Genomic DNA, 23,091 nt, shown 5'->3' with positions numbered 1-23,091 from the left:
TTAAAACTCCCCAAAACTTGCATTCTGAGTTTCTATTATAATTCTATCTAATACACTATTTAAAGGTAACTTCTTATCTACAAAATTATTTACTAAATCGTAAATAGTATCATTTATGATTTGATTAGTTAAGTTCAAAATTAAATTATTGATTTTTTCATATGGTAAATCTTCATATACCTCTTTTAAAGTATCGTATAGTTGCTTGAGTAAAATTTGATGTATTAAATGGAAAAAGAGTATATGAGCAAATGCATATATATCAAAATCATCCTTTTTCAACATCTTGATCATAGCAATCTTATAAGCTTTCTCTAGAATAGATTTATTGAGAAACTCCTCATTTTCTATTTCATTTAAAATCATATTAATAAATTCCTCTTGTGTTAATGGGTCTTCTAGTACTTCTTTTTTAGTTTTACCCTTATAGCCAATGCCTGACAAGTTTAAAAAGCTATTTTTGATAGTTATAAAAGATTCTTGAATAGTATCTTCATCTGCTAACTGAGAAATCAATTCTTTTTTTGTGAGAATTTTTTTAGATAGTTCCGGAGCAGATACATTTAATTCCTGATATGGTTTTCCTTCTAATAATTCTTTAACTTTTTTCTCAATGTTCCGTTTTGAAGTTCCCAACATTACCATCTCCCATACTTGCTATTTGTAAAACCGTCACTTCAATCTTCCAATCAGTTTTAATAATTGTACTAGTGTACTTCTCAAAGTTTCAGAATTCGCTCCCTCAACCCCTCATCGCTAGCATAAATATAAAGCCCCTTTATCCCTCTCTTCATCAACACATTTATAGAATTCAATATGATTTGTTCTTTCGCTCTTTCAACATCCTCAATGCCGTCCTTTCCTCTGAATGCCTCGGTGTCGCTATATTTCTCAGTAATAATCTTCAAACAATCATTTTTGTCATCGTAGGTAACTGACGGCCCCAATATCACTCCTACATAATTTAAATCAAAGCCTTGAATCGTATAGATGGATCCCGCTTCTTTAATTGTCTCCGGCTTTTCTGCCCAAGTGTTTTTGGTATCGGTGGAATTCCATGGGATTTCAAGACTGTCTTCTCTAATGAAGTACTGCTCGCCATCTTTCTTATGTTCATAGTCAAATGTCGATACCACTCTGGAGAGGCCGTGCTCTTTATTCTTTTCCACTATGGCATCATGCATTCCCTTGGCAGAGTCGAATATTTGAAAATCATATTTTTCATCTCTTGGTAACTTTAGAATTCGCTTCTCTACAAAATTATCAATCCAGTCGATCACTTCGTCTCCAGCATTCATGCGAAACTGTTCTTTTAAAATATAAGGCTCTTCAGTTTGATTGTCCGGCACTACATTCTTCAGCCGCTCCTCGTCCCAATAGCTTTTCAATTTTAAAACCTGTTTTTCATCATAGACAACGATGACGACTTTACTGTGCTTAATGATTTCCTCCAATTGGTTGTCTTCATTGAATCCATTGAAAGCATCAGCCCTGCTCAACAATAAATGCGCTTCGTCGACCAGGACAATATCCGCTTTTTCCGCAGCTTTCTTTTGTTTATTAATAAAACTCGTGGGTTTGTCGAAGTTATTCTTTTTGAGAAACTTCACATTGGCAGCAATGTTTTTATACGTTTTCAGCATTTCTGAATGATTTACGAGCAAATAATTTTTTGTTTGATGGAGATTGGAATTTTTATCAGCCGCCAGCTCCTGGATGCTATTGAACACGGAACTTAGAACTACACTCTTCCCTACACCTGCTTCTCCCTTGACCATGAATACAAACGTTTCATCATCATGGATGTGTTCTTCGCATACTTCCAGAATTTTTGTTTTAAGCTCGAGCTGCGTCATTGTCAGCTCTTTAAAAGGCGAAAGTTTGAATATGTCCCTGTTTTCAATTACGTGAGCAGGGTTATTAACCATCTTCCTTTTCAATAATTCTTTCCATATATCATTGAATATCTCTTTGTCGAAGAATTCCTTGTTATGGTAGTTGTGCGTGACGCTTTGCGCAGTCTGGCTCTTGTTCTGCAGCTTGTAGCGATTATCGCCTAAGAAATAATTGATGAGTTTGGTTTCGATATTGTATGTAGCCGACCGGTGAAATTCTTCATGGATGATGAGAGTCATCTTTTCTAATTTCTTTCGCTCGATATTATTCAAATGAGACTTCATCCGATTTTTAAAGGCCACAGTTTCTCCAATATATACTGTAGTATTATTGTTTAAAAAATAGACCACTGGATAGTCAAAGTAAGTATCGTTTTTGATACTTTCCAAAGTAGATTTATTAAAGTCCCAAGTTTTTAGTTCGGTCATTCCCATAAATATTCAGCCTCTCTGAATCTAGAAAAATTAATAGTTTGAATAATATATAAATCAAGCGCTTACAGCTTTGCTTAAAATGTTGATTCAAAATACAGCTGAATTACTAATGCCTTAATATTAGCATTATTTAAATGTCAATTGTCTACTTTTGGAAAAATTTACTGATTATTATTATGTCTTCGGTAAAACCACTATATTCTTCAATTTGAACATGGAGCTTTAGGAAAAAATTATAACTTTAGATTAATTCTCAAGGGAAAATCCATTTTCCAAAAATAAACCTGGAGCAGCATACGTTTTGCTGCTTCCAGGTTTTATTAATTACTTTAGATTTCTTTCAGCAAGCCTCTTATACCGACAATCTTCTAATTTCTGTACTTATAATGGTATATTTATAAAAAGAAAGCACGAATGAGGCTATTGATGTTAGGACTTATTGGCGTGTTAGATTAACTCATTATGTAATTAGGAAAGGTTAATCTTCAACAAACGGGTTAGATTATGGAACAACAAACTGTTAATGAAGGAATGAGACGATGGAAGTGCCTATGAATTTAGACCAAGCAACTTTTCATGTTGAAAAAACGAAATCACTGAAACTAAAAGAAGTAATTTTTAAGATTGAACCTAACATCAAAGAACAAAAAAGATTGTTTAGAACATCATTATATAAATTAACAATTGTTGCAGAAGTAACTAATCAAGTGTATGAATTTGCAGGTTATGACCTCAACGATCAGTTAATTTTACAGCTGGAAAAAGACCCTTCAAGATTTTTAGTTGGAGCAGAGCCACCCTTTTTATGTGGAACTAACTGGCCGGCTAGTGGAATATCTGAAGATGTAGAGGCAAACAATGTACCTTTAGATTCCCTGATCATAACAGATGGCAATAATGTCATTGCGACAATCTATAATGATGAGATACCTATATTGAGCAAATGGCTTAAGCATTTAATCAATTAAAATAGTAGTAGTTTAAAGAAAACATTAATGCCAAAACCATCAATTGAGCGATTATTATCCTTACTAAAATAAAAAACAGAAAGCGGCGGCTTTCTGTTTTTATTTGTTTTTATTCAATTCAGGTAGACCCCGTCCCACGAGATTCGCAGACACCGGTTCTCTCTCCAATTCCCTCGCCCAGATTGATAACTGACCAATATGATGAATTTCGTGCGCGATAACGTGCCGCATTACTTCTCCCCATTGGTCGATGTCGATGGTTCCGTCTCGTCCGGGTGTCTTCAGTAGGCGGTGTTCCATGCTGTCATCCCAGTTCGCCAAAAAGTTTTCGACTTCCGGCCGGAACTGCGCGTCAAGCTCACGCACCTTTTCCAGGCTGTTGTATTTCTCGAAGTCTTCCTGGAAATCGTCTTTTCCTTCCAGTAAGCGAATCCAGCTCCATTCCACATCCGCTATGTGGAAAAGCGTTTTGAGGATACTGCCTTGGCCGCCGGTGCGTTTCTTCAGCAGCTCTTCTTCACTGAGTTCCTCACACCACCGGTACCATTCTTCCCGGACCATCCAGTTGTAATGGAAAAACATTTTCATGACTGACCTCCTCATGACTCCATTCTTGCTTTTTTATTCTTATGGCTGTTCTTTCAGCAATTCGATCAAGCGGATGACTTCCGTGTCTTCGCCAACATCAATGAGCACGAGTTCGGTATTATCAATAATCTCCGTATAGAACTCTTCCCCGGCTGGATACTCGCCGTCCCAGCGCAGCGGCACGTTGTAGACGTTGATCGTGCCGTTGCCGTTTCCGCTGTAGGTAACGGAGCCATCGACTAAGCGGGAACCGGCCAATTGGATGACGTCTTCCGGGTAAACGCCGCTTGTTTCATCGTCTGGATTGAGCGGGGTATCTGCCGGGATGCGCTCCACATACAAGCCGTCGATGTCCTGATTCGGCCCGAGCTGCAGCCACACTCTGGCATATTCGATCTGCTCGCTCGTGTACTCGGCAAAAGCATCTTCATCTTGCTGGTTGCCTGCATCTGCAGAAGTGCTATCCGTCTCAGTCGATACCGTTTCTTCTGGAGTGATTTCGTTTTCCTTTTCCATATCCGCTTCCTCCCCTTCTTTGTTTGATGTATTTTCTTTTGTTTCGGTTGCATCTTTTTCTGTGGTTTCGGTTGCTGAACTTTCCTCTAGAGCATCCTTTGCGGATTCTTCATTCGCATTTCCACAGCTTGCCATCAGCAACATCACCGCACCCATCCAAAAAATCTTCGTGACCGCCTTCATTCCTCCCACCTTTCCTTTCTTCCGTATCTTCAACTTCAAGCATTAAACTACCGGTAGTTTAACAGTGGGTCTTTCATCAACTCAACGCCGTTTCTCTGTCTATCAAGTATAGCCACAAATTCGATAGAGGTGGAGTTTTTTCCTGCTAAAACTTGCCTGCCGCAAATAAAAAAGATTGAACGGAATCGCTCCGCTCAATCTTTTGGTTCTATATATTAGCTCTCTTTCAAGCTCTTCTTTGATGACCACCACTAATTGCCCGGCAGTCCGATGCCGCTCCACTCGCTCACATCGCACTGCCCTTCATCGTTGCGGCCAGTAGCCACTATCGTACCGTCTGCTTTCAGGCCAAGCGTGTGGGCACAGCCTGCCGAGACGGTGAAGATATCACGCCAGTCGCTCACGTCGCACTGTCCTTCATTGTTTCGGCCAACAGCTACGACTGAGCCATCCGACTTCAACCCGACTGTATGATTGCTGCCTGCAGAAATTGCTACGAGGTTTTTCCATCCGCTTACTTCGCATTGATCGTCTTTATTGGAACCTACAGCGATTACCGTGCCGTCACTTTTCAGTCCGACCGTATGCAGGTAACCTGCTGCAACTCCCATCAAGTCGTGCCAATCACTGAGATTGCACTGGCCGTAGCGGTTGTTCCCCACACTGGCTGTCGTTCCGTCCAATTTTAACCCGATTGTGTGCCAGTCACCTGCCGAGACCACCACAACGTTCTCCCAATCCCCCACATTGCACTGGCCTTCGTTGTTTTGGCCAACTGCCAGGACCGTCCCGTCCGTTTTGATGGCGACAGTGCGGCGCCAGCCTGCTGCAATTGAGACTACATCCTTCCAATCTTCCACTTCGCATTGGCCGTATTTATTCCAGCCAGTGGCTATTACCGTGCCGTCCTTTTTCAACCCGACCGTGTGCGAACTGCCGATATGCGCGCTGCCAGCCGCAACGGATATGATGTCGTACCAATCACTGACGTCGCACTCTCCATATTTATTGTCTCCAATTGCTAGTACGGTGCCGTCTATTCGGAGCGCCACCGAATGGCGGTAGCCGGCAGCAATAGCCTTCCCCTCTTTTCTCTTCATCCTAGCCGACCTCCTGAAAGTGGATTCAGTCAAACCTTAACGAGCAATGCCAAATAGACGGCCATCGCCTGGTGGAATTTTCGGATGTCGATGCCGGTGTTTTCGGTGAAGCGGTCAAGGCGGTATTGCAGAGAATTGCGGTGCAGGTGGAGCGCTTTGGCGGTTTCGGAGACGTTCAAATTGTATTTCGTGAACACTTCGATCATCCGCAAGGTTTCCTCGTCATCGGCGTAATTTTGCAGGATCATTTCCCGTATGCTGCGGTAGTGGTCCGCATTCGCCTGGTCAATCAATAAATACGGCACGGCATCGCTGAGATTCGCGACGGCTTTATTGGACTCGGTAAAAATGGCTTTTGCCGCCGTCAGCATAAACGCATGGTACTGGCTGACCCGCTCCATCCCGTTCCGAAAAGGGCCGACCAGGAAATGGATCTTGATGTATAAGTCGCTCATCAAAATATTGATGATGTCTTCGTAGGAAATGCTGTCGCTGCCGATGCTTTCCTGCTCAATCAGAATTCCTTCGTGGCCATTTTCCCACAGAATCGTAACATTGCCCGGAAACAGTTCAGCGAGTGCATCTTTGAATAACTCCGGGCTGATCTGATTTTCTTTGATGGAGAAATAGACAAAGCGGTATGCCCCTGCCGTTTCCAGCGGATCTGCATCGTCCGAGTCAATCGCGTTTCGCCATTTCTGTTCGTCGGGTGTCAGGACAGGAACATCGCTCCGGTAAGGCGGCATAAACGCGGCAAGCACTGACAGGTCTTTCGGGCTCAGTTCGCTTTTTTCAATGCCGATGATTTCACCGGCTTCTGCTCTAAACCAATTGTAGCGTTCATCCAAGCCTTGGCTCTCTTCTTGATAGACGATCAAGGAAGGGTATATTTTTTTCAGGTTGTCGATCATCCCACCACTCCTTTCTTCGAAGATAGACGCTTTCTTTATTTCAGTTCAAAAAGATCGACCAGCAGCAAGGTGATGGCGCCGATCAATGTGGCATCGTTCCCGAGTTTCGTCACTTCTACTTGGGTTTTACTTGCAGAAGGCGTCAGTGCCGACGCTTGAATCGTTTCGCGTATCGCCGGCAAGATGAATTGCTCGGCTTTTGAGACGCCGCCGCCCAGGACGATTTTTTCCGGGTTGACGATGTGGATCAAGTTGGTCAGCCCGACGCCCATCGCTTGTCCGGATTCCCTCAGGATGTCCGCAAACTGTCTGTTGCCGCCGACCGCCAGTTTGTAGACCGTTTCGGCGGTCAGTGGGTTCGCTGCTCCTCTATTGGTCACTTTCCGGGCAATGGCCGGTCCTGTGACAAAGGTTTGCAGGCAGCCCCGGTTGCCGCATTCGCAAATCTCGCCGTGCAGATCGATTGTCATATGGCCGATTTCCCCTGCGATATCCGAAAAGCCGTGATACAGTTTCCCGTCGATGATGAGGCCCGCTCCGACGCCTCTGCCCACGTTCACCGCCAGCATGCTTTCCAGTTCGCCGTGGTTGCCAAACCAGTATTCGCCGAGCGCCATGGCGCGTGCATCGTTTTCCACTTTCACTTCCAGGCCAAATGCCTGTTCCAGCTCTTCTTTGATTGGGATGTTGGCGAGGCCAAGAATTGGTGCATTCAGCGAAACGCCGCGCTCGACGTCCACCACGCCGTGCATCGCCACACCGATGCCGATGATATTTTCTTCTCTGCCCGAAGTCCCGTCCAGGCACTCTGCAATACCGCTTTTCAAGGCGGCGAGAAACTGTTCGCTGTTGATGGGCAGCTCAAGCTTTGTCTGCGACCGTTTCAGGACTTTCCCCGCCAGGTCCGCTACGATGCATTCGATGTGTTCCGGCCCTGCGTCCACACCGATGATCGTGAATGCCTGGTCGTTGATGACGAGCATCGTCGGTTTCCGGCCGCCGAGCGATTCGCCGAAATCACTTTCTTCGACGATTTTCTGGTCGATCAGCTCTTTGACGTTGCTGCTGACGGTCGGCGGCGTCAATTTCGTTTCCCGTGCAATCTGGGCGCGCGAAATCGGCCCGTCTTTTCTGATTTTGTTCAGGATGATCGATTTGTTCACCGATTTCATCCATTGAAAGCTGCCTTGGCGCATGTCTATCCCTCCGGTTGGTTCATGTTGCTAAATTGTAAGAGTTTTCATTCTTATTATTGAATAGTTTACCAAATTCCTTTATACTCATGTTAATTAAATTAATTTATTAAGTATTGGGGTGGAAGACAATGATTCAGCAGCACGTGGCTCAGACATTTAAAGACGTTTTCAAAACGGCGGAAAAAACGCGTTTCTTCTTTGCACCGGGGCGCATCAACTTGATTGGCGAACATACCGACTACAACGGCGGCCATGTGTTTCCGGCAGCGATTTCGTTCGGCACGTATGCCGTTGCCCAAAAACGCACCGACCAGACGCTGCGGTTCTACTCGATGAATTTCCCGGAAGAAGGAATCATCGAATGTGATTTGGGTGACCTGTCCTATAATTCGGACCACGGCTGGGCCAATTTTCCAAAAGGCATGATCCAGCAGTTTACCGGCAACGGGTTTTCCGTTTCTTCCGGCATGGACATCCTGTTTTACGGCAACATCCCGAACGGCGCCGGCCTCTCTTCTTCCGCTTCCATTGAAATGGCGACCGGCGTGGTGCTCGAAGGCTTGTTCGATTTGACGATCGACCGCCTGCAGATGATCCAACTTGGGCAACGGGTAGAAAACGATTATATCGGTGTCAACAGCGGCATCATGGATCAGTTCGCCATCGGCAAAGGCAAAAAGGATGCGGCGATTTTATTGGATTGCCAGACCTTGAAGTACAGCTACGCGCCGGTTAAATTAAACGACCACGAGATTGTCATCATCAACTCTAACAAGCAGCGGACACTGGCCGGCTCGAAGTACAACGAACGCCGCAGCGAATGCGAACAGGCGCTGGAAGACCTGCGTGCGGAACTGCCCGTCACCAGCCTCGGCGAACTGACGAACGAAAAGTTTGAGCAGTTCCAGCACCTGATCACTAGCGACACAAACCGCAGACGGGCGAAGCACGCCGTCTCCGAAAACGAACGGACGCTGCTCGCGCTCGACGAACTGGAAAGGGGCAATCTCGAGCGCTTCGGCGAATTGATGAACGCCTCCCACCTGTCGCTCCGGGACGACTACGAAGTGACGGGTGCGGAACTCGACCACATTGCCGAAACGGCTTGGGCGCATCCCGGCGTCATCGGCGCACGGATGACCGGTGCAGGATTCGGGGGATGTGCGATTGCCATCGTCGAACAGGAACAAGTGAAAAGTTTGAAAGAAACAATAGCGGAAAGCTATACCGAAGCGTTTGGCTACGCCCCTTCTTTTTATGAGGCGAAAATTTCGGATGGCGCCAAAGAACTTGTAGAGGAGTTTTGACCATGACGGTTTTAGTATTAGGCGGAGCTGGATATATCGGATCGCACGCGGTCTATCAATTGATCGACCAAGGAACGCGGGTTGTCGTTGTCGACAACCTGGAAACGGGCCACCGGGAAGCGGTCCACCCGGAAGCGGTATTTTACGAAGGCGATATCCGGGATGCCGCGTTTCTCAATTTTGTCTTTGAAAAAGAAGCGATTGACGAAGTCGTCCATTTTGCTGCCAATTCCCTGGTCGGCGAATCAATGGAGAATCCTTTGAAGTATTTCGACAACAATGTCTACGGAACGCAAGTGTTATTGCAGGCGATGACCAAGCACGGCGTCCGGAAAATCGTCTTTTCTTCCACCGCCGCCACATACGGCGAACCGGAAGCGGTGCCGATCACCGAAACGATGCCGACCGTTCCGACGAGCACTTACGGCGAAACCAAGCTCACCATGGAAAAGCTCATGAAGTGGACCGGCCTTGCACATGACTTGAAATTTGTGTCGCTGCGCTATTTTAATGTGGCAGGTGCAAGAGAAGGCGCCGAAATCGGCGAAGACCACCGCCCGGAATCCCATCTCGTGCCGTTGATCTTGCAGACAGCGCTTGGGCAGCGAAGCGAAATCACCGTGTTCGGCGATGACTACGATACTGCAGACGGCACGTGCATCCGCGATTACGTCCACGTCGAAGACTTGATCCGTGCGCATTTACTGGCGCTCGACTATTTAAGACAAGGCGGCGACAGCGATGTCTTTAACTTAGGGAGCAGCCAAGGCTTTTCCGTCAACGAAATGATTTCCGCTGCCCGTTCGGTGACCGGCAAGAACATCCCGGTGAAAACGGGTGCACGCCGTGCAGGCGACCCGAGCATCCTGATTGCCAGTTCCGACAAAGCGAGAACCGTGCTCGGCTGGAATCCGGTCCATACGTCCGTTGAAAAAATCATCGCAGACGCCTGGAACTGGCATTCTAAAAACCCATCCGGCTACGAAAAGGAAGTGTTGAAATGATCTATCAAACACTTGCCGGGCTTGTCCAGAAAGCCTTAGAGACGGGACTCATTGAAGCCGCAGACAGCGATTATGCCCGCAACCAGGCGATGTACCTGCTTGGATTGCAATCATTCCCCAAAGGAGCGCTCGAACCGGCGGACGACACCATCCCCAACCTGCTCGAAACTTTGGTTGCCTATGCCGTAGAAAAAGGTGTCATTGAAGACATCTTTGACGACAAGGAAATGCTGTCAGCCAATATCATGAACTGTTTTGTTGCACGGCCTTCTGCCATCAATGCAACATTTGATGAAAAATACGCGGAATCGCCGGAAGCGGCAACGGATTATTTTTACGAACTGAGCCAAAACAGCAACTACATCCAGATGAACCGGATCCGGAAAAATATTTCCTATAAAGCGGAATCTAAATACGGCGAAATGGACATTACGATCAACTTGTCCAAGCCCGAGAAAGATCCGGAACAGATCAAGCGCGAACGCGAGATGAAACAGACGCTCTCTTATCCGAAATGCCTCTTGTGCAAGGAAAACGTCGGCTACGCGGGGCGCATCGGCTACCCGGCACGCGCCAACCACCGCGTCGTCGAGGTGCCGCTTGCCGGTGAAAACTGGTATTTCCAGTACTCGCCTTATGTCTATTACAACGAACACAGCATTCTGCTTTCAGAAGAACACCGCGACATGAAAATCGACCGCAGCGGCTTTGAACGCCTGCTTGCTTTTACCGAACGCTTCCCTCATTACTTTGTCGGCTCGAACGCGGATTTGCCGATTGTCGGAGGCTCTATCTTAAGCCACGACCATTACCAGGCCGGGCGCTACGAGTTTGCCATGACAAAAGCGGAAGATGCGTTTGCATTCCCGTTGGCCGCGTATCCGGACATCGCGGCATCCGTCGTGAAATGGCCGATGTCGGTGATCCGCTTGAAAGGCAGCGACATCGGCAGCCTCGTCGATGCATCGGATGAGATTTTGCAGAAGTGGAAAACGTATTCGGATGAAGAAGCCGATGTACTGGCGTTCACTGGCGACACACCGCATAACACCATTACGCCGATTGCGCGAAAACGCAGCGGGCTGTTTGAAATTGATTTGGTGCTCCGAAACAACCGCACGACAGCGGAACATCCGTCGGGAATTTTCCATCCGCACGCAGATGTCCATCACATCAAGAAAGAAAACATCGGTTTGATTGAAGTGATGGGGCTTGCCGTTCTGCCGCCCCGCTTAAAAGAGGAACTGGCGGAAATCGAGGAATTCCTGCTCGGCAATGCAGACACTGTCTCTCCTCTCCATCAGGACTGGGCTGAACAGTTGAAAGCAGAATACGGCACGCTTTCCCTCCGTGAAGAAGCGGAAGCGCTCCTGCAAAAAGAATTGGGCAAAAAGTTCGTCCGCATCCTTGAAGACGCCGGCGTATTAAAAGAAAAAGAAGCATTCGACCGGTTTATCCAGACCGTGAATCAACCCGCAGCAAGCGGTTCGATCAACGGAATCCGCTGATATTGGTCAAGATGCACGAAGACTCCCCGTATCTTTGTGCATCCTTGCCATTACCAGAATTCCGGCTATACGGTATGCTTTTACTAGTTAATGAAAGCACTTACACACATTGGAGGGAATCAAATGGCAGGCTTGAATTTAGTGAACATCAGAAAAGAATACGAAAAAGGGGTTGTATCCGTACAGGACTTCAACCTGGAAATTCGCGACAAAGAGTTCCTCGTTCTCGTCGGCCCTTCAGGCTGCGGAAAATCCACGACACTACGGATGATTGCCGGCCTTGAAGACATCACACAAGGCGACTTGTACATCGGCGACAGACGTGTCAACGATGTCTCGCCGAAAGACCGTGACATTGCGATGGTCTTCCAAAACTATGCCCTTTACCCGCATATGAGCGTTTACGACAATATGGCGTTCAGCTTGAAGCTGCGCAAAATGAAAAAAGACGATATCAAAGCACGGGTGGCGAATGCCTCGAGCATTCTCGGCCTTGATGACTATTTGGACCGCAAGCCGAAAGCCTTGTCTGGTGGACAGCGCCAGCGTGTTGCTTTAGGCCGTGCCATCGTCCGCGACGCGGAAGTGTTCCTGATGGATGAGCCGCTCTCCAACCTGGATGCCAAACTGCGTGTGCAGATGCGCGCCGAGATCCAGAAGCTGCACCGCCGCCTGCAGACGACTACCGTTTATGTAACCCACGACCAGACGGAAGCGATGACGATGGCGACACGCCTTGTCGTCATGAAAGACGGCTTTATCCAGCAAGTCGGATCACCGAAAGAAGTGTACGACTTGCCGGACAATATGTTCGTCGGCGGCTTTATCGGTTCACCGTCTATGAACTTCCTGCGCGGAAAAATCGTCGGCGATTCATTCCTGATGGAAGGCATCAAAGTGCTTGTCCCTGAAGGGAAATTGAAGACTTTGCGCGACCAAGGCTACGCAGACAAGGAAATCATCCTCGGCATCCGTCCGGAAGATATCCACGATGAGCCGTTGTTCCTGCAGCATTCGCCGCAGACGAAGATCGTCGCGTTTGTCGAAGTGTCGGAATTGATGGGATCTGAAATTGTCCTGTATTCAAAAGTGAACGATCAGGACTTCATCGCCCGCGTGGACGCCCGCTTCAATGTGCAAGCCGGCCAAACGATCGACATGGCATTCGATATGAACAAAGCCCATTTCTTCGATATTGATACGGAGTTGCGGATTAAATAAGTTTGTTGAATATAAAGTTCCTTCTATATTGAAGAGGCTGACCCAAAGTCATTTTAAATGACAAAGGGGCAGCCTCTTCAACGTGTTGAAAAAGCTATGACTTTTAACCGATATTCCGCAAACCAGCTGCGATAGATTGTAGACAAATTTTAGTTATGATGCAGCGATTCATAAACCAACCAGTCTGGCCACTTCGCTTTCCATGACCGGACCGTTAGGGTATCTCCCCTTGATTCAATAGTGAATGTGAATCGGATTGAAGCTTAAACAGACAGCTCAAGAGGAAAAGTGACACCTCTGGGTAGCCTTTACGCTGAGGATCCGGAGTGAAAGCAGGCGACTGGCAAAGATGTGCTCCTGCATCGCTTCGCTAGCTTCGTCGCAAAGGCTTGGCCTTGCAGACTTCGGCCAATGCCTTTCCTGCGGGACAGCGAAGGGCCGAAATCCACTCGGGACGTTAGTTCCGAGTTAGTTCGGCGCGAGCCCGCGGAAAGCGTCCGGCTGAAACGGAGGATCCGGAGAAGACAGCCGCTTTCCCTGGCTTCTTGTGAGAGCCATGCCCCAAGCGTCCGAGCGACATTTTGTGTCATAAAAAGAAAAAGCAGCCTGATAGCCGCTAATACCGACTTTCAGGACTGCCTTTAAATTTATTCTTCTTACTATCAGTTTACGCCTTCGCTAAAATCAAGACGCCTTTTGCTTCTAACCCAACTGTTCCACTCACTTGCTCATTGGACAGCAATTCCTTGTACGCGCTATCCCCTAGCTCGATCGCTGCTTCTTCGTTGTTGTGGTTCAGTACGAACAGGTAGGTCTGCCCGTCTTTCACACGTTCCGTTGTTTCCACGCCTTCCGGTACGGCTAGAAGCGGCTCGACGCCGGCTTCTTCGCACACAGTCTGCAGGAAGTCGACCAGGAAGTCGGCATCCGGGCTTGACGCCACGTACCACGCTTTCCCTTTTCCGAACTGGTTGACGGTCAGGACCGGCATCCCTTTGTAGAAGTCGGAGCCGTATTCGGCAACAGCTTCAGCGCCTTCTGTGTGGATCAGGTCAAACAAGAGGTTGCAGGAATAGCTGCCGTTCATCTGGCCGCGGGCATCGTTCAAAACGATTTGATTCGTTTCGTCCGGATGAAGCGCATCGATTTCCTCTGCCCAAATGCCGAGGACGTTGCGCAATTCGCCCGGGTATCCGCCAAGCGTCACGATGTCGGTTTCGTTGACAATGCCGCTGAAGAACGTTGTCAGGAACGTGCCGCCGTTTTCGACGAAGCTTTCCACTTTCGCTGCGTAGCCTTCTTTCACCATGTACAGAACCGGTGCAATGACGACATCGTATTGGCTCAAGTCTTCTTCGACGCCGATCATGTCTACTTGAACATTCAATTTATAAAGCGCGTCGTAGTATTTATGGACTTCGTTGACATAGTCGAGCGATACGGACGGTCCGCTTGACAGTTCCACTGCCCAGCGGTTTTCCCAGTCAAAGACGATGGCGACTTTGGCGTTGACGCGTGCATCAAGCAGCGTATCCCCTAACTGGTTAAACTCTTTCCCGATTTGCGCGACTTCATTAAAGACCCGCGTGTTTTCATGGCCGACGTGTTCAATGACCGCGCCGTGGTATTTCTCGCAGGCGCCGACGGAACGTCTTAATTGGAAATACAGGATGGTGTCTGCCCCGCGGCCGATTGCCTGGTAGCTCCATAAGCGCATGACGCCTGGACGCTTCAAGGAGTTGTACGGCTGCCAGTTTTGCTGGCTCGGCGTCTGTTCCATCAGCATGAACGGCTGCCCGCTCTTCAGCCCGCGCATCAAATCATGCGTCATGGCTGTGTAGCTGAATGGCGTATCGATGGCCGGGTAGTTGTCCCACGACACAACGTCCATTTCTTTTGCCCATTTGAAGTAATCAAGCATCGGGTACGTGCCCATCAAGTTGGTCGTAATCGGCGTGTTCGGCGTGTGTTTCCGGATGGCGTTGTACTCCAGTTTGTAGCAGTCCAATAGGCTGTCCGACTGGAAGCGGCGGTAATCGAGCGAAATGCCCTGGAAATCGGACTCGTTGTTTTCGCGTTCTTCGCTCAGCATGTTCGGCGGCACGATTTCGTCCCACTCGTAGAACGTGTGGCCCCAGAATCCGGTGTTCCATGCTTTGTTCAGCTTTTCCAGTGTGCCGTATTTGTCGCTCAGCCAGTTTTGGAAAGCGGTTTGGCAGTTGTCGCAATAGCAGTAGCCGCCGTACTCGTTGGCCACGTGCCAAATCAGGACGGCCGGATGGTCTTTGTAGCGCTCCGCCAGTTTCTCAGCGATCTTCTCGGAGTATTCGCGGTATGTCGGGCTGTTCGGGCAGGAATTGTGGCGGCTGCCGAATTTCCGTTTCCTGCCGTAGAAATCAACGCGGAGGACATCCGGGTATTTTTTCGCCATCCATGCCGGATGCGCTGCCGTGCTCGTCGCGAGGCATGTGTAAATGCCGTTTTCGTAAAGGCGGTTGATTTTCTCATCGAGCCAGTCAAAGTTATATGTCTCTTCATCCGGCTGGTTCAGCGCCCATGAAAAGACGTTCAAAGTCGCTACGTCAATTCCCGCCAGTTTGAACATGCGTACGTCTTCGTCCCAAATTTCCTGCGAATCCCATTGTTCCGGGTTGTAGTCCCCACCGTGCCAAATTTTCGGCAATTTCTCGTTAATCATGTGATTCCATCCCTTCTATCTCAAGCCCGGTCATCCGAGCTTTGGCTGGTCCAGCAATTGGATTTGGTCGGTCGTGGTGTTTTCAAGTTCCAGTACGACCACTTCGTTGTTTTCTTTTTTCAGCAGCGGTCCTGGCACATACAGGCGCTGCTGCGGCCCGGCTGTGTTCCAGTAGCGGCCGAGGTTAAAGCCGTTGATGAAGACATTGCCTTTGGTGAAGCCTTGTGTGTCAACATACGCATCGAGCCCTTCCGCTGCATCGAACGTGCCGCGGAAAAATTTCGGGAACCGTTCTTCATTGCCGGTCTGGTAATCAAGCGGCAAGCGGTCCATTTCAATCTTGAACATTTCCCAGTGAAAGAAATACTGTTCGCCGAGCCACAAGTTTTTGAGCAGGCCTTTTTGGTCGGTCAAATGCTTGCCGTAATTGGCGCGCCCCATGTTCTCCACCAGAATCTCCAGCGTGTTGACTCGTTCCGGGAAATCTAGGACGAGTGCTTTGTCTTCGTCGTTGATGTACGTTGTTGCGGCGTAGCGGCCGTTGATGTAGATGAAGCCGCGGTCGCGGATATGGCCCGAATTCATTTTCAGCTCGCCTTGGCGGTTGACCGTCGTGCGGTACAACGTATAGCCGTAAGCCTGATCGATGTCTTCCATCGGGAGCGGCACCATATGCTCTACTTTTTCGCTGATGCTTTCCAGGACGTCGAACAAACTGACGCTTTCCCCTACGTTCACGGTTCCGTATTCCGTTGCCGTCGGTGTCTCTTCAAAATCCGCCGGCACTTCGGAGTACTCGCTCAGCACCCTTTTGACGGCTTTGTATTTTTCGGTAATCGCGCCGCCTTCTGTCAGCAAGCTGTCGTAATCGTAGCTCGTGATAGTCGGGTAGTAGATGTCGTAATGGTTGGCACCGTTCATGAAGCCGAAGTTCGTGCCGCCGTGGAACATATAGAAATTGACCGAAATGTTCTTGTCCATGATTTCCTTGAAGACGGCCGCTACATCGTCGCCGCTTCGCACCGTGTGCTCGCCTGACCAATAATCAAACCAGCCGATCCAGAACTCCGCCACCATCTTCGGCGAACCCGGCTTGAAGGCTTCCAGCGCGTCGAACGATTCATCCACCCGGGAGCCGAAGTTCAGTGTGGTGGTGACATCCGGCAGCGACCCTTGTGTGATAAAGTCAGGGCCGTCTGATGTGAACAGGAATGTATCGAGTCCGTGCTTTTGGTACTGGTCTTTGTAGAAATCCAAGTATGCCAAATCATTGCCATAGGCGCCGTATTCGTTTTCAATCTGCATGGCAATGACCGGCCCGCCGTTTTGGTACAAATGCCGCTTGAATTTCGGCAACAGGACGGCGAAATAATCTTCTACATGCTTCAGGAAAGACGGGTCGCTGCTTCGCATGACGAGCCCTTTGTCTTTCAGGAGCCAGGACGGCAAGCCCCCCATTTCCCACTCTGCGCAAATATACGGTGCCGGGCGCAGGATCACATAAAGCCCCACTCGTTGGGCAAGTTCGATAAACCGTTCGATATCCGCCATTCCGGAAAACTGGAATTCGCCTTTTTTCGGTTCGTGGAAGTTCCACGGAATATACGTTTCAACGGTATTCAGCCCGAGCGCCTTCAGTTTCTGCAAGCGGTCTTCCCACTGTTCCGGCACTGTCCGGAAGTAATGGATGCCCCCCGATAAGATCTGGAAAGGCTCTTCTTCGAAATAAAACGATTCGTTTTTAACAGTCAGCACATTGACGCCTCCTATGTATGCCGGAATGCGGGTTTGCCGTTGTGGATCTTTCGCAAACCCGGTTCCGGTTATACTCGCTTAACTTTGTAGACGACTGAAGAAAAATCAGCCGGATGTTCACTCAGGCGGTAGCGATTCAGCTGCAAGCCGGCCTCCATCAATTCGTCCCCGTAAAATGTCGCATCAAGCCCTTCAATCGCGTACTCGAACTCAGGGTTCAGCCCTTTAAAGAACACGCGGGAAAGCCCCGGGTTCGGGGTCGACAGGACCTGGTAATAGCCGAGCAGCGCTTCGCTTTGGTCATCTGACACCACCAGCCAGCTCGTGCGGTTGCCGTCTTCTGCAAACGGGCTTTCGATCCGGTAAAACTGCCCTTGCTGGATCAGCGACCGGTTTTCTTTGTAGAACCTGATTTGCTCTTTCACTTGTTCTTTTTCCGCATCAGTCATCATCGTTACATCCAGTTCGTAGCCGAAAGCGCCGAAATACGCGACGTTTGCGCGTGTTTCCAAACTTGTCACTCGTCCTACCTGGTGGTTCGGCACGGCGGAGACATGCGCACCCATCGACGAAACGGGGTACACGAGCGACGTGCCGTATTGGATCTTCAACCGTTCCACGGCATCGGTATCGTCGCTCGTCCATCCTTGCGGCGCATAATGCAGCAAGCCCGGATCAAAGCGGCTGCCGCCTCCTGCACAGGATTCAAACAAGACATGCGGAAATTCCGAAGTCAACCGTTCGTACAGCGAATACACCCCCAGGATGTAGCGGTGCGCCACTTCCCGCTGCCGGTCTGCCGGAAGGCCGAGCGAGCCGACTTCCGTCATGTAGCGGTTCATGTCCCATTTCACGTAGGAAATCGGTGCATCCCGCAGGACCTTCGCCATCAAACCGTAGATGTAGTCGACGACTTCCTGGCGGGAGAAATCCAGCACGAACTGGTTTCTGCCATGCGACATCCGGCGGTTCGGCACATGGATCACCCAGTCCGGATGCGCGTTGTACAAGTCACTCGCTTTTGACACCATTTCCGGCTCAAACCATAAGCCGAATTCCATCCCAAGGCCCGTGATGGCTTTCGCCAATTGCGTGATGCCATTCGGCAATTTGCGCTTGTCTTCAAACCAGTCGCCGAGCGAACTCGTGTCCGCATCGCGCTTGCCGAACCAGCCGTCGTCCAGGACGAACAATTCCACTCCCAGCTCTTTCGAAGACTGCGCGAGTTCAAAGATTTTCTGTTCATCAAAATCGAAATACGTCGCTTCCCAGTTGTTGATCAGCACCGGACGTTCCCGGTCGCGCCATTTGCCGCGCGCCAAACGAGTCCGGTACAGCCGGTGGTAAGTCTGGCTCATGCCGTTCAAGCCCGCGTCCGAATACACCAGCACTGCTTCCGGCGTTTGGAACGACTCCCCGTTTTTCAGGAGCCAATTAAAATCGAACGGATTGATGCCCATCATCAAACGCGCCGTATCGTAATGGTCCACTTCGACCTGCGCCAGGAAATTGCCGCTGTAGACCAGGCTTGCGCCGTAGACTTCGCCTTGGTGTTCCGTCGTTTCCGGCCGCTTTAATGCCAGAAACGGATTTTGCTGGGCACTGCTCGTTCCGCGTGTGCTCGCGATGCTTTGAAGCCCCGGCACTAGCCGGCGGTTTTTGATATGCCGCTCCCTGGCCCATGCCCCCGACAGCTGCACCATCTCAAAATTGGAATTCGGCAAATCGATGCTGACGCTCAGCGCCCGCGTCAAATTGACATCCGCCTCGCCGTAATTGGTAAAACGGGCCGAGCGGGCAATGGCATCCAGTTCTTCAAAAACGGTGTACGACAGCCGGACTTCCACGTCGATTTCCTTATCGTATAACGTAATTTCCAAGGTCGTCGCTTCCCTGTCGTTTTCAGAATACGTGGCCGGCAAGCCTTCCAGTTTCTCTTTGCCTCCGAAAATCCGGTGGTCCTGGTAGACGAAATCGGTGATGCGGCTACCGCCTTCTTGCAGCACTTGATAAGCGGGTTCACGGAAATCCGTCGTTCCGTATGCTGGATACTCCTGTTTGACAAGATCCAGCGAAAAGACCAGATCTCCTTCTGTCGTACAGGCAGTATTCGGCGTCGCCTCCACATGGAACAAACGCTCGAACGACTCCCTGTGGCGCAATTTCTTCCCGTAGTAAAGCTGGCCCAACTGGCCGTTTTCCATCACGTTAAAAATATAGCTCGTTTTCTCGGTTTGCAGATGAAACTCCCGTGTGGAGCCATTGTATAAAATAGGCACACTATACCTCCTCGTAGTAAAGCAGATCAAGCGGACTTTCTAATTCCCTTAATTTATTCGCTTGCTAAAATCACTGTGTTTTTCGTGTTAATCGATATGTATCAAAATAGCTGCGCCCGCCTGAGGCAAGTGCAGCTATTTTCATTTAACCCTTAACTGATCCCATCATGCCGGCTACAAAGTGTTTCTGCATCAGGAAGAACACCAGCGCTGTCGGCAATGTCGCGATGACGATCGCCGACATGATGACGCCGTAGTCAGGCGAGTAGCTCGAGCCCAAATTGGAAATCAGCAATGGAATGGTCCGTTTTTCCGGTGATTGCAAGATGACCAATGGCCATAAGTAGTTGTTCCAGCTGTTCATGAACGTGATGATCGCTGCTGCGGCATACGTCGTTTTCATTGTCGGCATGTAGATCCGGAAGAAGACGCCGATTTCGCTCAAGCCATCAATTCTTCCCGCTTCCACCAAATCTTTCGGAAACATTTTCGTGTTCTGGCGGAAGAAGAAGATGAAGAACGCCGTAGTCGCTGTCGGCAAAATGACCGCGCCGAGCGAGTCGATGCCAAAAAGCGGCGCCGTGTCGCTGATGCTGCCGAACATGCGGTACAACGGCACCATGATTGCTGCAAACGGAATCATCATCGACAACAGCAAGATGTTAAAGACGATGTCTTTTCCTCTGCTGCGGTGGATTTCAAAACCGTAGCCGGCAAGCGATGCCAGCAAGAGCGTCACTACGGTCGTGATGACCGCGATAATTGTCGAGTTGACCAAGGCCGGAACGATGTCCACTGATTCAAAAAGCGTCGTCATGTTTTCGATCAAATGGGTCCCTGGAAGCAAACGCCCTTTTGTCACATCCGATGATTTATTGGTGATGCTGACGAGCATCCATAAGAACGGGAAAATGGAGACAATGGCTGCAAGGCTTAGAAACACATAGATAAAGACTCTTTTGATGTTCTTCATTTCTTCTCACCCGCCACTCTGAATTGAATAATCGAAAGAATTACCACTAGAATCACAATGACGTAAGAGACAGTCGATGCATAACCGAAGTCAGGCGTGTATTCGAACGACAGGTTGTAGATGTACTGCGAAATTGAAATCGTCGCATTGCCGGGCCCGCCGTTCGTGATGTTGACGATTTCATCGAAAATCTGCAACGTACCGATTGTCGACGTGATTGAAGTGAACAAAATGATCGGTTTCAACATTGGCACGGTAATTTGGAAAAATTGCTGGATGGAGTTTGCTCCATCAATTTTCGCTGCTTCGTAGATCGACTTGTCAACGTTCTGCAAAGCCGCCAAATAGAAAATCATGTTGTAGCCCGTCCATCTCCACGTGATGGCGAGAATGATGACCACTTTCGCCCAGAACGGATCAGCCAGGAAGTTGATCGTTTCGGAAATAAAGCCGAACTTGAGCAAGAACACGTTGATGATGCCATCCACACCAAACAGGTATTTAAAGATGACCGAATAGGCAACCAGTGAAGTGACACACGGCAAGAAAATCGCGATTCTGAAAAAGCCTTTGAATTTCAAATTGGGATCATTTAACAGAACCGAGAAGAATAACGCCAATACAATCATCAATGGAACTTGAATCAGCAGATAAATTGATGTATTGGTTAGCGCTGCGATAAACGTCGGATCGCCGAACAATCGCTGCCAGTTGGCCAATCCTACATACTCGAGGTTGCTGCCCATCCCGGATTGGAACGATAAAAGAAAAGCCTGGACCATAGGGTAAAAGTTGAAAATCGTAATGGCGATGACTGAGACAATGACAAACAACCAACCGACTTTTTTCTTAAAAAATACACCGGTTTTTTCGCGTCTTGTTTCTTTATAGCGCAGCGGAAGATCCAGTTCGTCTTTTTTTGTAGCTTGCTGGTTCATGTTTCTCATTCCTCCTATAAGAAAAGCGCAAGCGCCCATGGAGCTCCAACAGGCTTAATGCACTTCGCGCAGGAAATTCTGATTTCCAGAGTGAAGTGATTTAAGACCCCGAGGGGCTGGGCGCTGGAGTCTGGACACCGATTACGCAATTCTGATTTCTATGATTCTCATCATTTTAAAAAAACTTGAGCTGCGCCTGGCTGGCGAGTGATAAAGCACTTCGACCAGTCCATTAGCGGCAACTCAAGGCTTTATTGTTTCCCGTGCAATTATTTAAGTTGTGCTTCCGCTTGCCCTTGAACATTTTCAAGCACTTTTGTCAGCTCTGTGCCTTTTAGGTAGTCTTGCATCCCTGTAACCAAGATGTCTTCGATGGCATATGTGTGCAGGCCATAGTTGACGCCAGGAATTTCATCTGTCCATTTCGAAAAGTCGGTGATGATTTGCTGTCCGCCGAAGAATTCATCTTCTACTGCATAAGCGTCGCCTTCAGCTGCTGCTGAGTAAGTTCCAAGAGCGCCGATGTCTTTTACAAGTGTCTGGTACAAGTCAGCATTTGAGCCGAATGTGTTCAGCATGAAATCTGCCGCTTCTTCTTTGCCGTCTACGTTTAAGATGTACCACGAGCTTCCGCCCAAGTTAGAAGCGTTGACTGCGCCTTCCATATCCAAACGCGGCATTGGCACAACTGCCCATTTCCCTGATTGTTCTGCTTCTTGCTTGATGCTTGGCGTGATCCAGTTTCCTGTTGGTACGCTGGCAACATCGCCGCTGTTGAATGCGCCGACAAACTGGCTCCAGTCAGAAACGATTTTCCCAATGTCTGCATCCATCATCTTTTTGTATGTTTCGAATGCTTTTGCAAGTGTTTCGTTTCCTGCAAGGTTCGGTGTTGAACCATCTTCTTTCACGTACCAAGAACCGTTCGTCTGGATCATCATGCGGATTTGGCCTAAATCGTTCGGGTCCAATGTCAGCATGTTTTTGCCTGTTGCTTCTTTTACTTTCTTGCCGATTTCAATGTATTCGTCCCACGTGATGTTCGTCAGATCTTCTGCTGTGTAGCCTGCTTGCTCCAAGTAGTCCGTACGAACGTACAATCCGGCTACGCCTGAATCGAATGGCAATCCGTATTGTTCGCCGTTATGGCTTGTTGTAGCAATTTTGTAATCTGCAAAATCTTCCGGGTTAATAACGTCTGTCAACGGATGGAATGCATCCGGATAAGCCTGCAGGAAACTTTGTGCACGGTAATCTTCGATCAGGACAATGTTTGGCATCCCTTTCGTCGTACCTGAGCTAAGCCCTGTGTTAAGTTTTTGGATGATGTCGTCTTGTGCATTTTCAATGATTTTCACTTCGAAATCGCCGTCACCGTTATATGCTTCTTTTGCTTTCTCAAGCGCTGCAATATTGAATGCCGGATCCCAAGCCCAAGCTGTAATGGTATCTGCGCTTCCTGCACCTTCTGCACTGCTTCCGCCGCTTGCTTCTTCATCCCCCGAAGAACAAGCTGCCAATACAGCCAATCCAACCAGCAGCACGAGCATAAGATAAAATTTCTTCATCAAAAATCCCCCTTTTTGTAAGCGCTTCATTTTGCACCTTTCATACAG

General features: G+C 48.7%; 18 protein-coding genes. 5 read left to right on the top strand and 13 right to left on the bottom strand.

The features are described from left to right. Together BLQ32_RS08800 and BLQ32_RS08795 are read right to left on the bottom strand one after the other, a co-directional pair. Complete coding sequence (locus BLQ32_RS08800; RefSeq protein WP_139150522.1) at positions 1 to 636, bottom strand: hypothetical protein; 636 nt, start codon at positions 634 to 636, stop codon at positions 1 to 3. 83 nt (positions 637 to 719) lie between these two features. After that, complete coding sequence (locus BLQ32_RS08795; protein ID WP_139150521.1) at positions 720 to 2,330, bottom strand: DUF2075 domain-containing protein; 1,611 nt, start codon at positions 2,328 to 2,330, stop codon at positions 720 to 722. 539 nt (positions 2,331 to 2,869) lie between these two features. Between BLQ32_RS08795 and BLQ32_RS08790 the strand changes: the two genes are divergently transcribed. Beyond that, positions 2,870 to 3,298 (top strand): hypothetical protein, encoded by a 429-nt coding sequence (locus BLQ32_RS08790; RefSeq protein ID WP_074510063.1) that lies wholly within the window; start codon positions 2,870 to 2,872, stop codon positions 3,296 to 3,298. 99 nt (positions 3,299 to 3,397) lie between these two features. Here BLQ32_RS08790 and BLQ32_RS08785 read toward each other — a convergent pair whose 3' ends face one another. From BLQ32_RS08785 to BLQ32_RS08765, 5 genes are all read right to left on the bottom strand, one after another. After that, positions 3,398 to 3,886, bottom strand: coding sequence for a DinB family protein (locus tag BLQ32_RS08785; RefSeq protein WP_074510062.1), 489 nt, complete (start codon positions 3,884 to 3,886; stop codon positions 3,398 to 3,400). Between the two features lie 39 nt (positions 3,887 to 3,925). After that, on the bottom strand, positions 3,926 to 4,585 hold the full coding sequence (locus tag BLQ32_RS08780) for a hypothetical protein (protein WP_074510061.1): 660 nt from the start codon (positions 4,583 to 4,585) through the stop codon (positions 3,926 to 3,928). Between the two features lie 251 nt (positions 4,586 to 4,836). Further along, on the bottom strand, positions 4,837 to 5,685 hold the full coding sequence (locus tag BLQ32_RS08775) for an RCC1 domain-containing protein (RefSeq protein WP_074510060.1): 849 nt from the start codon (positions 5,683 to 5,685) through the stop codon (positions 4,837 to 4,839). A gap of 29 nt (positions 5,686 to 5,714) precedes the next feature. Continuing rightward, the gene (locus tag BLQ32_RS08770) at positions 5,715 to 6,596 is read right to left on the bottom strand and encodes a PucR family transcriptional regulator (RefSeq protein ID WP_074510059.1); all 882 of its coding nucleotides are present in this window, start codon (positions 6,594 to 6,596) and stop codon (positions 5,715 to 5,717) included. 35 nt (positions 6,597 to 6,631) lie between these two features. Next, positions 6,632 to 7,792 (bottom strand): ROK family transcriptional regulator, encoded by a 1,161-nt coding sequence (locus tag BLQ32_RS08765; protein ID WP_074510058.1) that lies wholly within the window; start codon positions 7,790 to 7,792, stop codon positions 6,632 to 6,634. Positions 7,793 to 7,920: 128 nt separating this feature from the next. Between BLQ32_RS08765 and BLQ32_RS08760 the strand changes: the two genes are divergently transcribed. From BLQ32_RS08760 to BLQ32_RS08745, 4 genes are all read left to right on the top strand, one after another. After that, a complete protein-coding gene (locus BLQ32_RS08760) occupies positions 7,921 to 9,099 on the top strand; it encodes a galactokinase (RefSeq protein ID WP_074510057.1) in 1,179 nt (392 codons plus the stop codon). Positions 9,100 to 9,101: 2 nt separating this feature from the next. Further along, positions 9,102 to 10,103 carry a UDP-glucose 4-epimerase GalE gene (gene galE, locus BLQ32_RS08755; protein WP_074510056.1) on the top strand — a complete coding sequence of 334 codons (1,002 nt, stop codon included), beginning with the start codon at positions 9,102 to 9,104 and terminating at the stop codon, positions 10,101 to 10,103. Then, positions 10,100 to 11,611, top strand: coding sequence for a UDP-glucose--hexose-1-phosphate uridylyltransferase (gene galT, locus BLQ32_RS08750; RefSeq protein WP_074510055.1), 1,512 nt, complete (start codon positions 10,100 to 10,102; stop codon positions 11,609 to 11,611). The genes galE and galT overlap by 4 nt, the downstream gene beginning before the upstream one ends. Positions 11,612 to 11,734: 123 nt before the next feature. Then, positions 11,735 to 12,832 carry an ABC transporter ATP-binding protein gene (locus tag BLQ32_RS08745; protein ID WP_074510054.1) on the top strand — a complete coding sequence of 366 codons (1,098 nt, stop codon included), beginning with the start codon at positions 11,735 to 11,737 and terminating at the stop codon, positions 12,830 to 12,832. A gap of 667 nt (positions 12,833 to 13,499) precedes the next feature. Here BLQ32_RS08745 and BLQ32_RS08740 read toward each other — a convergent pair. The 6 genes from BLQ32_RS08740 to BLQ32_RS08715 form a co-directional block, all read right to left on the bottom strand. Beyond that, a complete protein-coding gene (locus BLQ32_RS08740) occupies positions 13,500 to 15,530 on the bottom strand; it encodes a beta-galactosidase (RefSeq protein ID WP_074510053.1) in 2,031 nt (676 codons plus the stop codon). 30 nt (positions 15,531 to 15,560) lie between these two features. Beyond that, positions 15,561 to 17,285, bottom strand: a complete 1,725-nt coding sequence (locus BLQ32_RS08735; RefSeq protein WP_074510052.1) for a glycoside hydrolase family 35 protein — start codon at positions 17,283 to 17,285, stop codon at positions 15,561 to 15,563. Positions 17,286 to 17,353: 68 nt separating this feature from the next. Next, complete coding sequence (locus BLQ32_RS08730; RefSeq protein WP_074510051.1) at positions 17,354 to 19,564, bottom strand: alpha-galactosidase; 2,211 nt, start codon at positions 19,562 to 19,564, stop codon at positions 17,354 to 17,356. A gap of 145 nt (positions 19,565 to 19,709) precedes the next feature. Then, positions 19,710 to 20,537 carry a carbohydrate ABC transporter permease gene (locus BLQ32_RS08725; protein ID WP_074510050.1) on the bottom strand — a complete coding sequence of 276 codons (828 nt, stop codon included), beginning with the start codon at positions 20,535 to 20,537 and terminating at the stop codon, positions 19,710 to 19,712. Beyond that, positions 20,534 to 21,475, bottom strand: coding sequence for a carbohydrate ABC transporter permease (locus tag BLQ32_RS08720; protein ID WP_139150520.1), 942 nt, complete (start codon positions 21,473 to 21,475; stop codon positions 20,534 to 20,536). Before BLQ32_RS08720 ends, BLQ32_RS08725 begins: the two co-directional genes overlap by 4 nt. 269 nt (positions 21,476 to 21,744) lie before the next feature. Continuing rightward, entirely contained in the window at positions 21,745 to 23,043 is a 1,299-nt protein-coding gene (locus BLQ32_RS08715; RefSeq protein WP_053166112.1) for an ABC transporter substrate-binding protein, read from the bottom strand. Positions 23,044 to 23,091 lie beyond the last annotated feature (48 nt).

The organism is Planococcus glaciei (genome assembly GCF_900099655.1).
GTDB lineage: Bacteria > Bacillota > Bacilli > Bacillales_A > Planococcaceae > Planococcus > Planococcus glaciei.
Note: the sequence above shows the minus strand (reverse complement) of the source record. Positions and strands in the feature narration are given on the sequence as shown.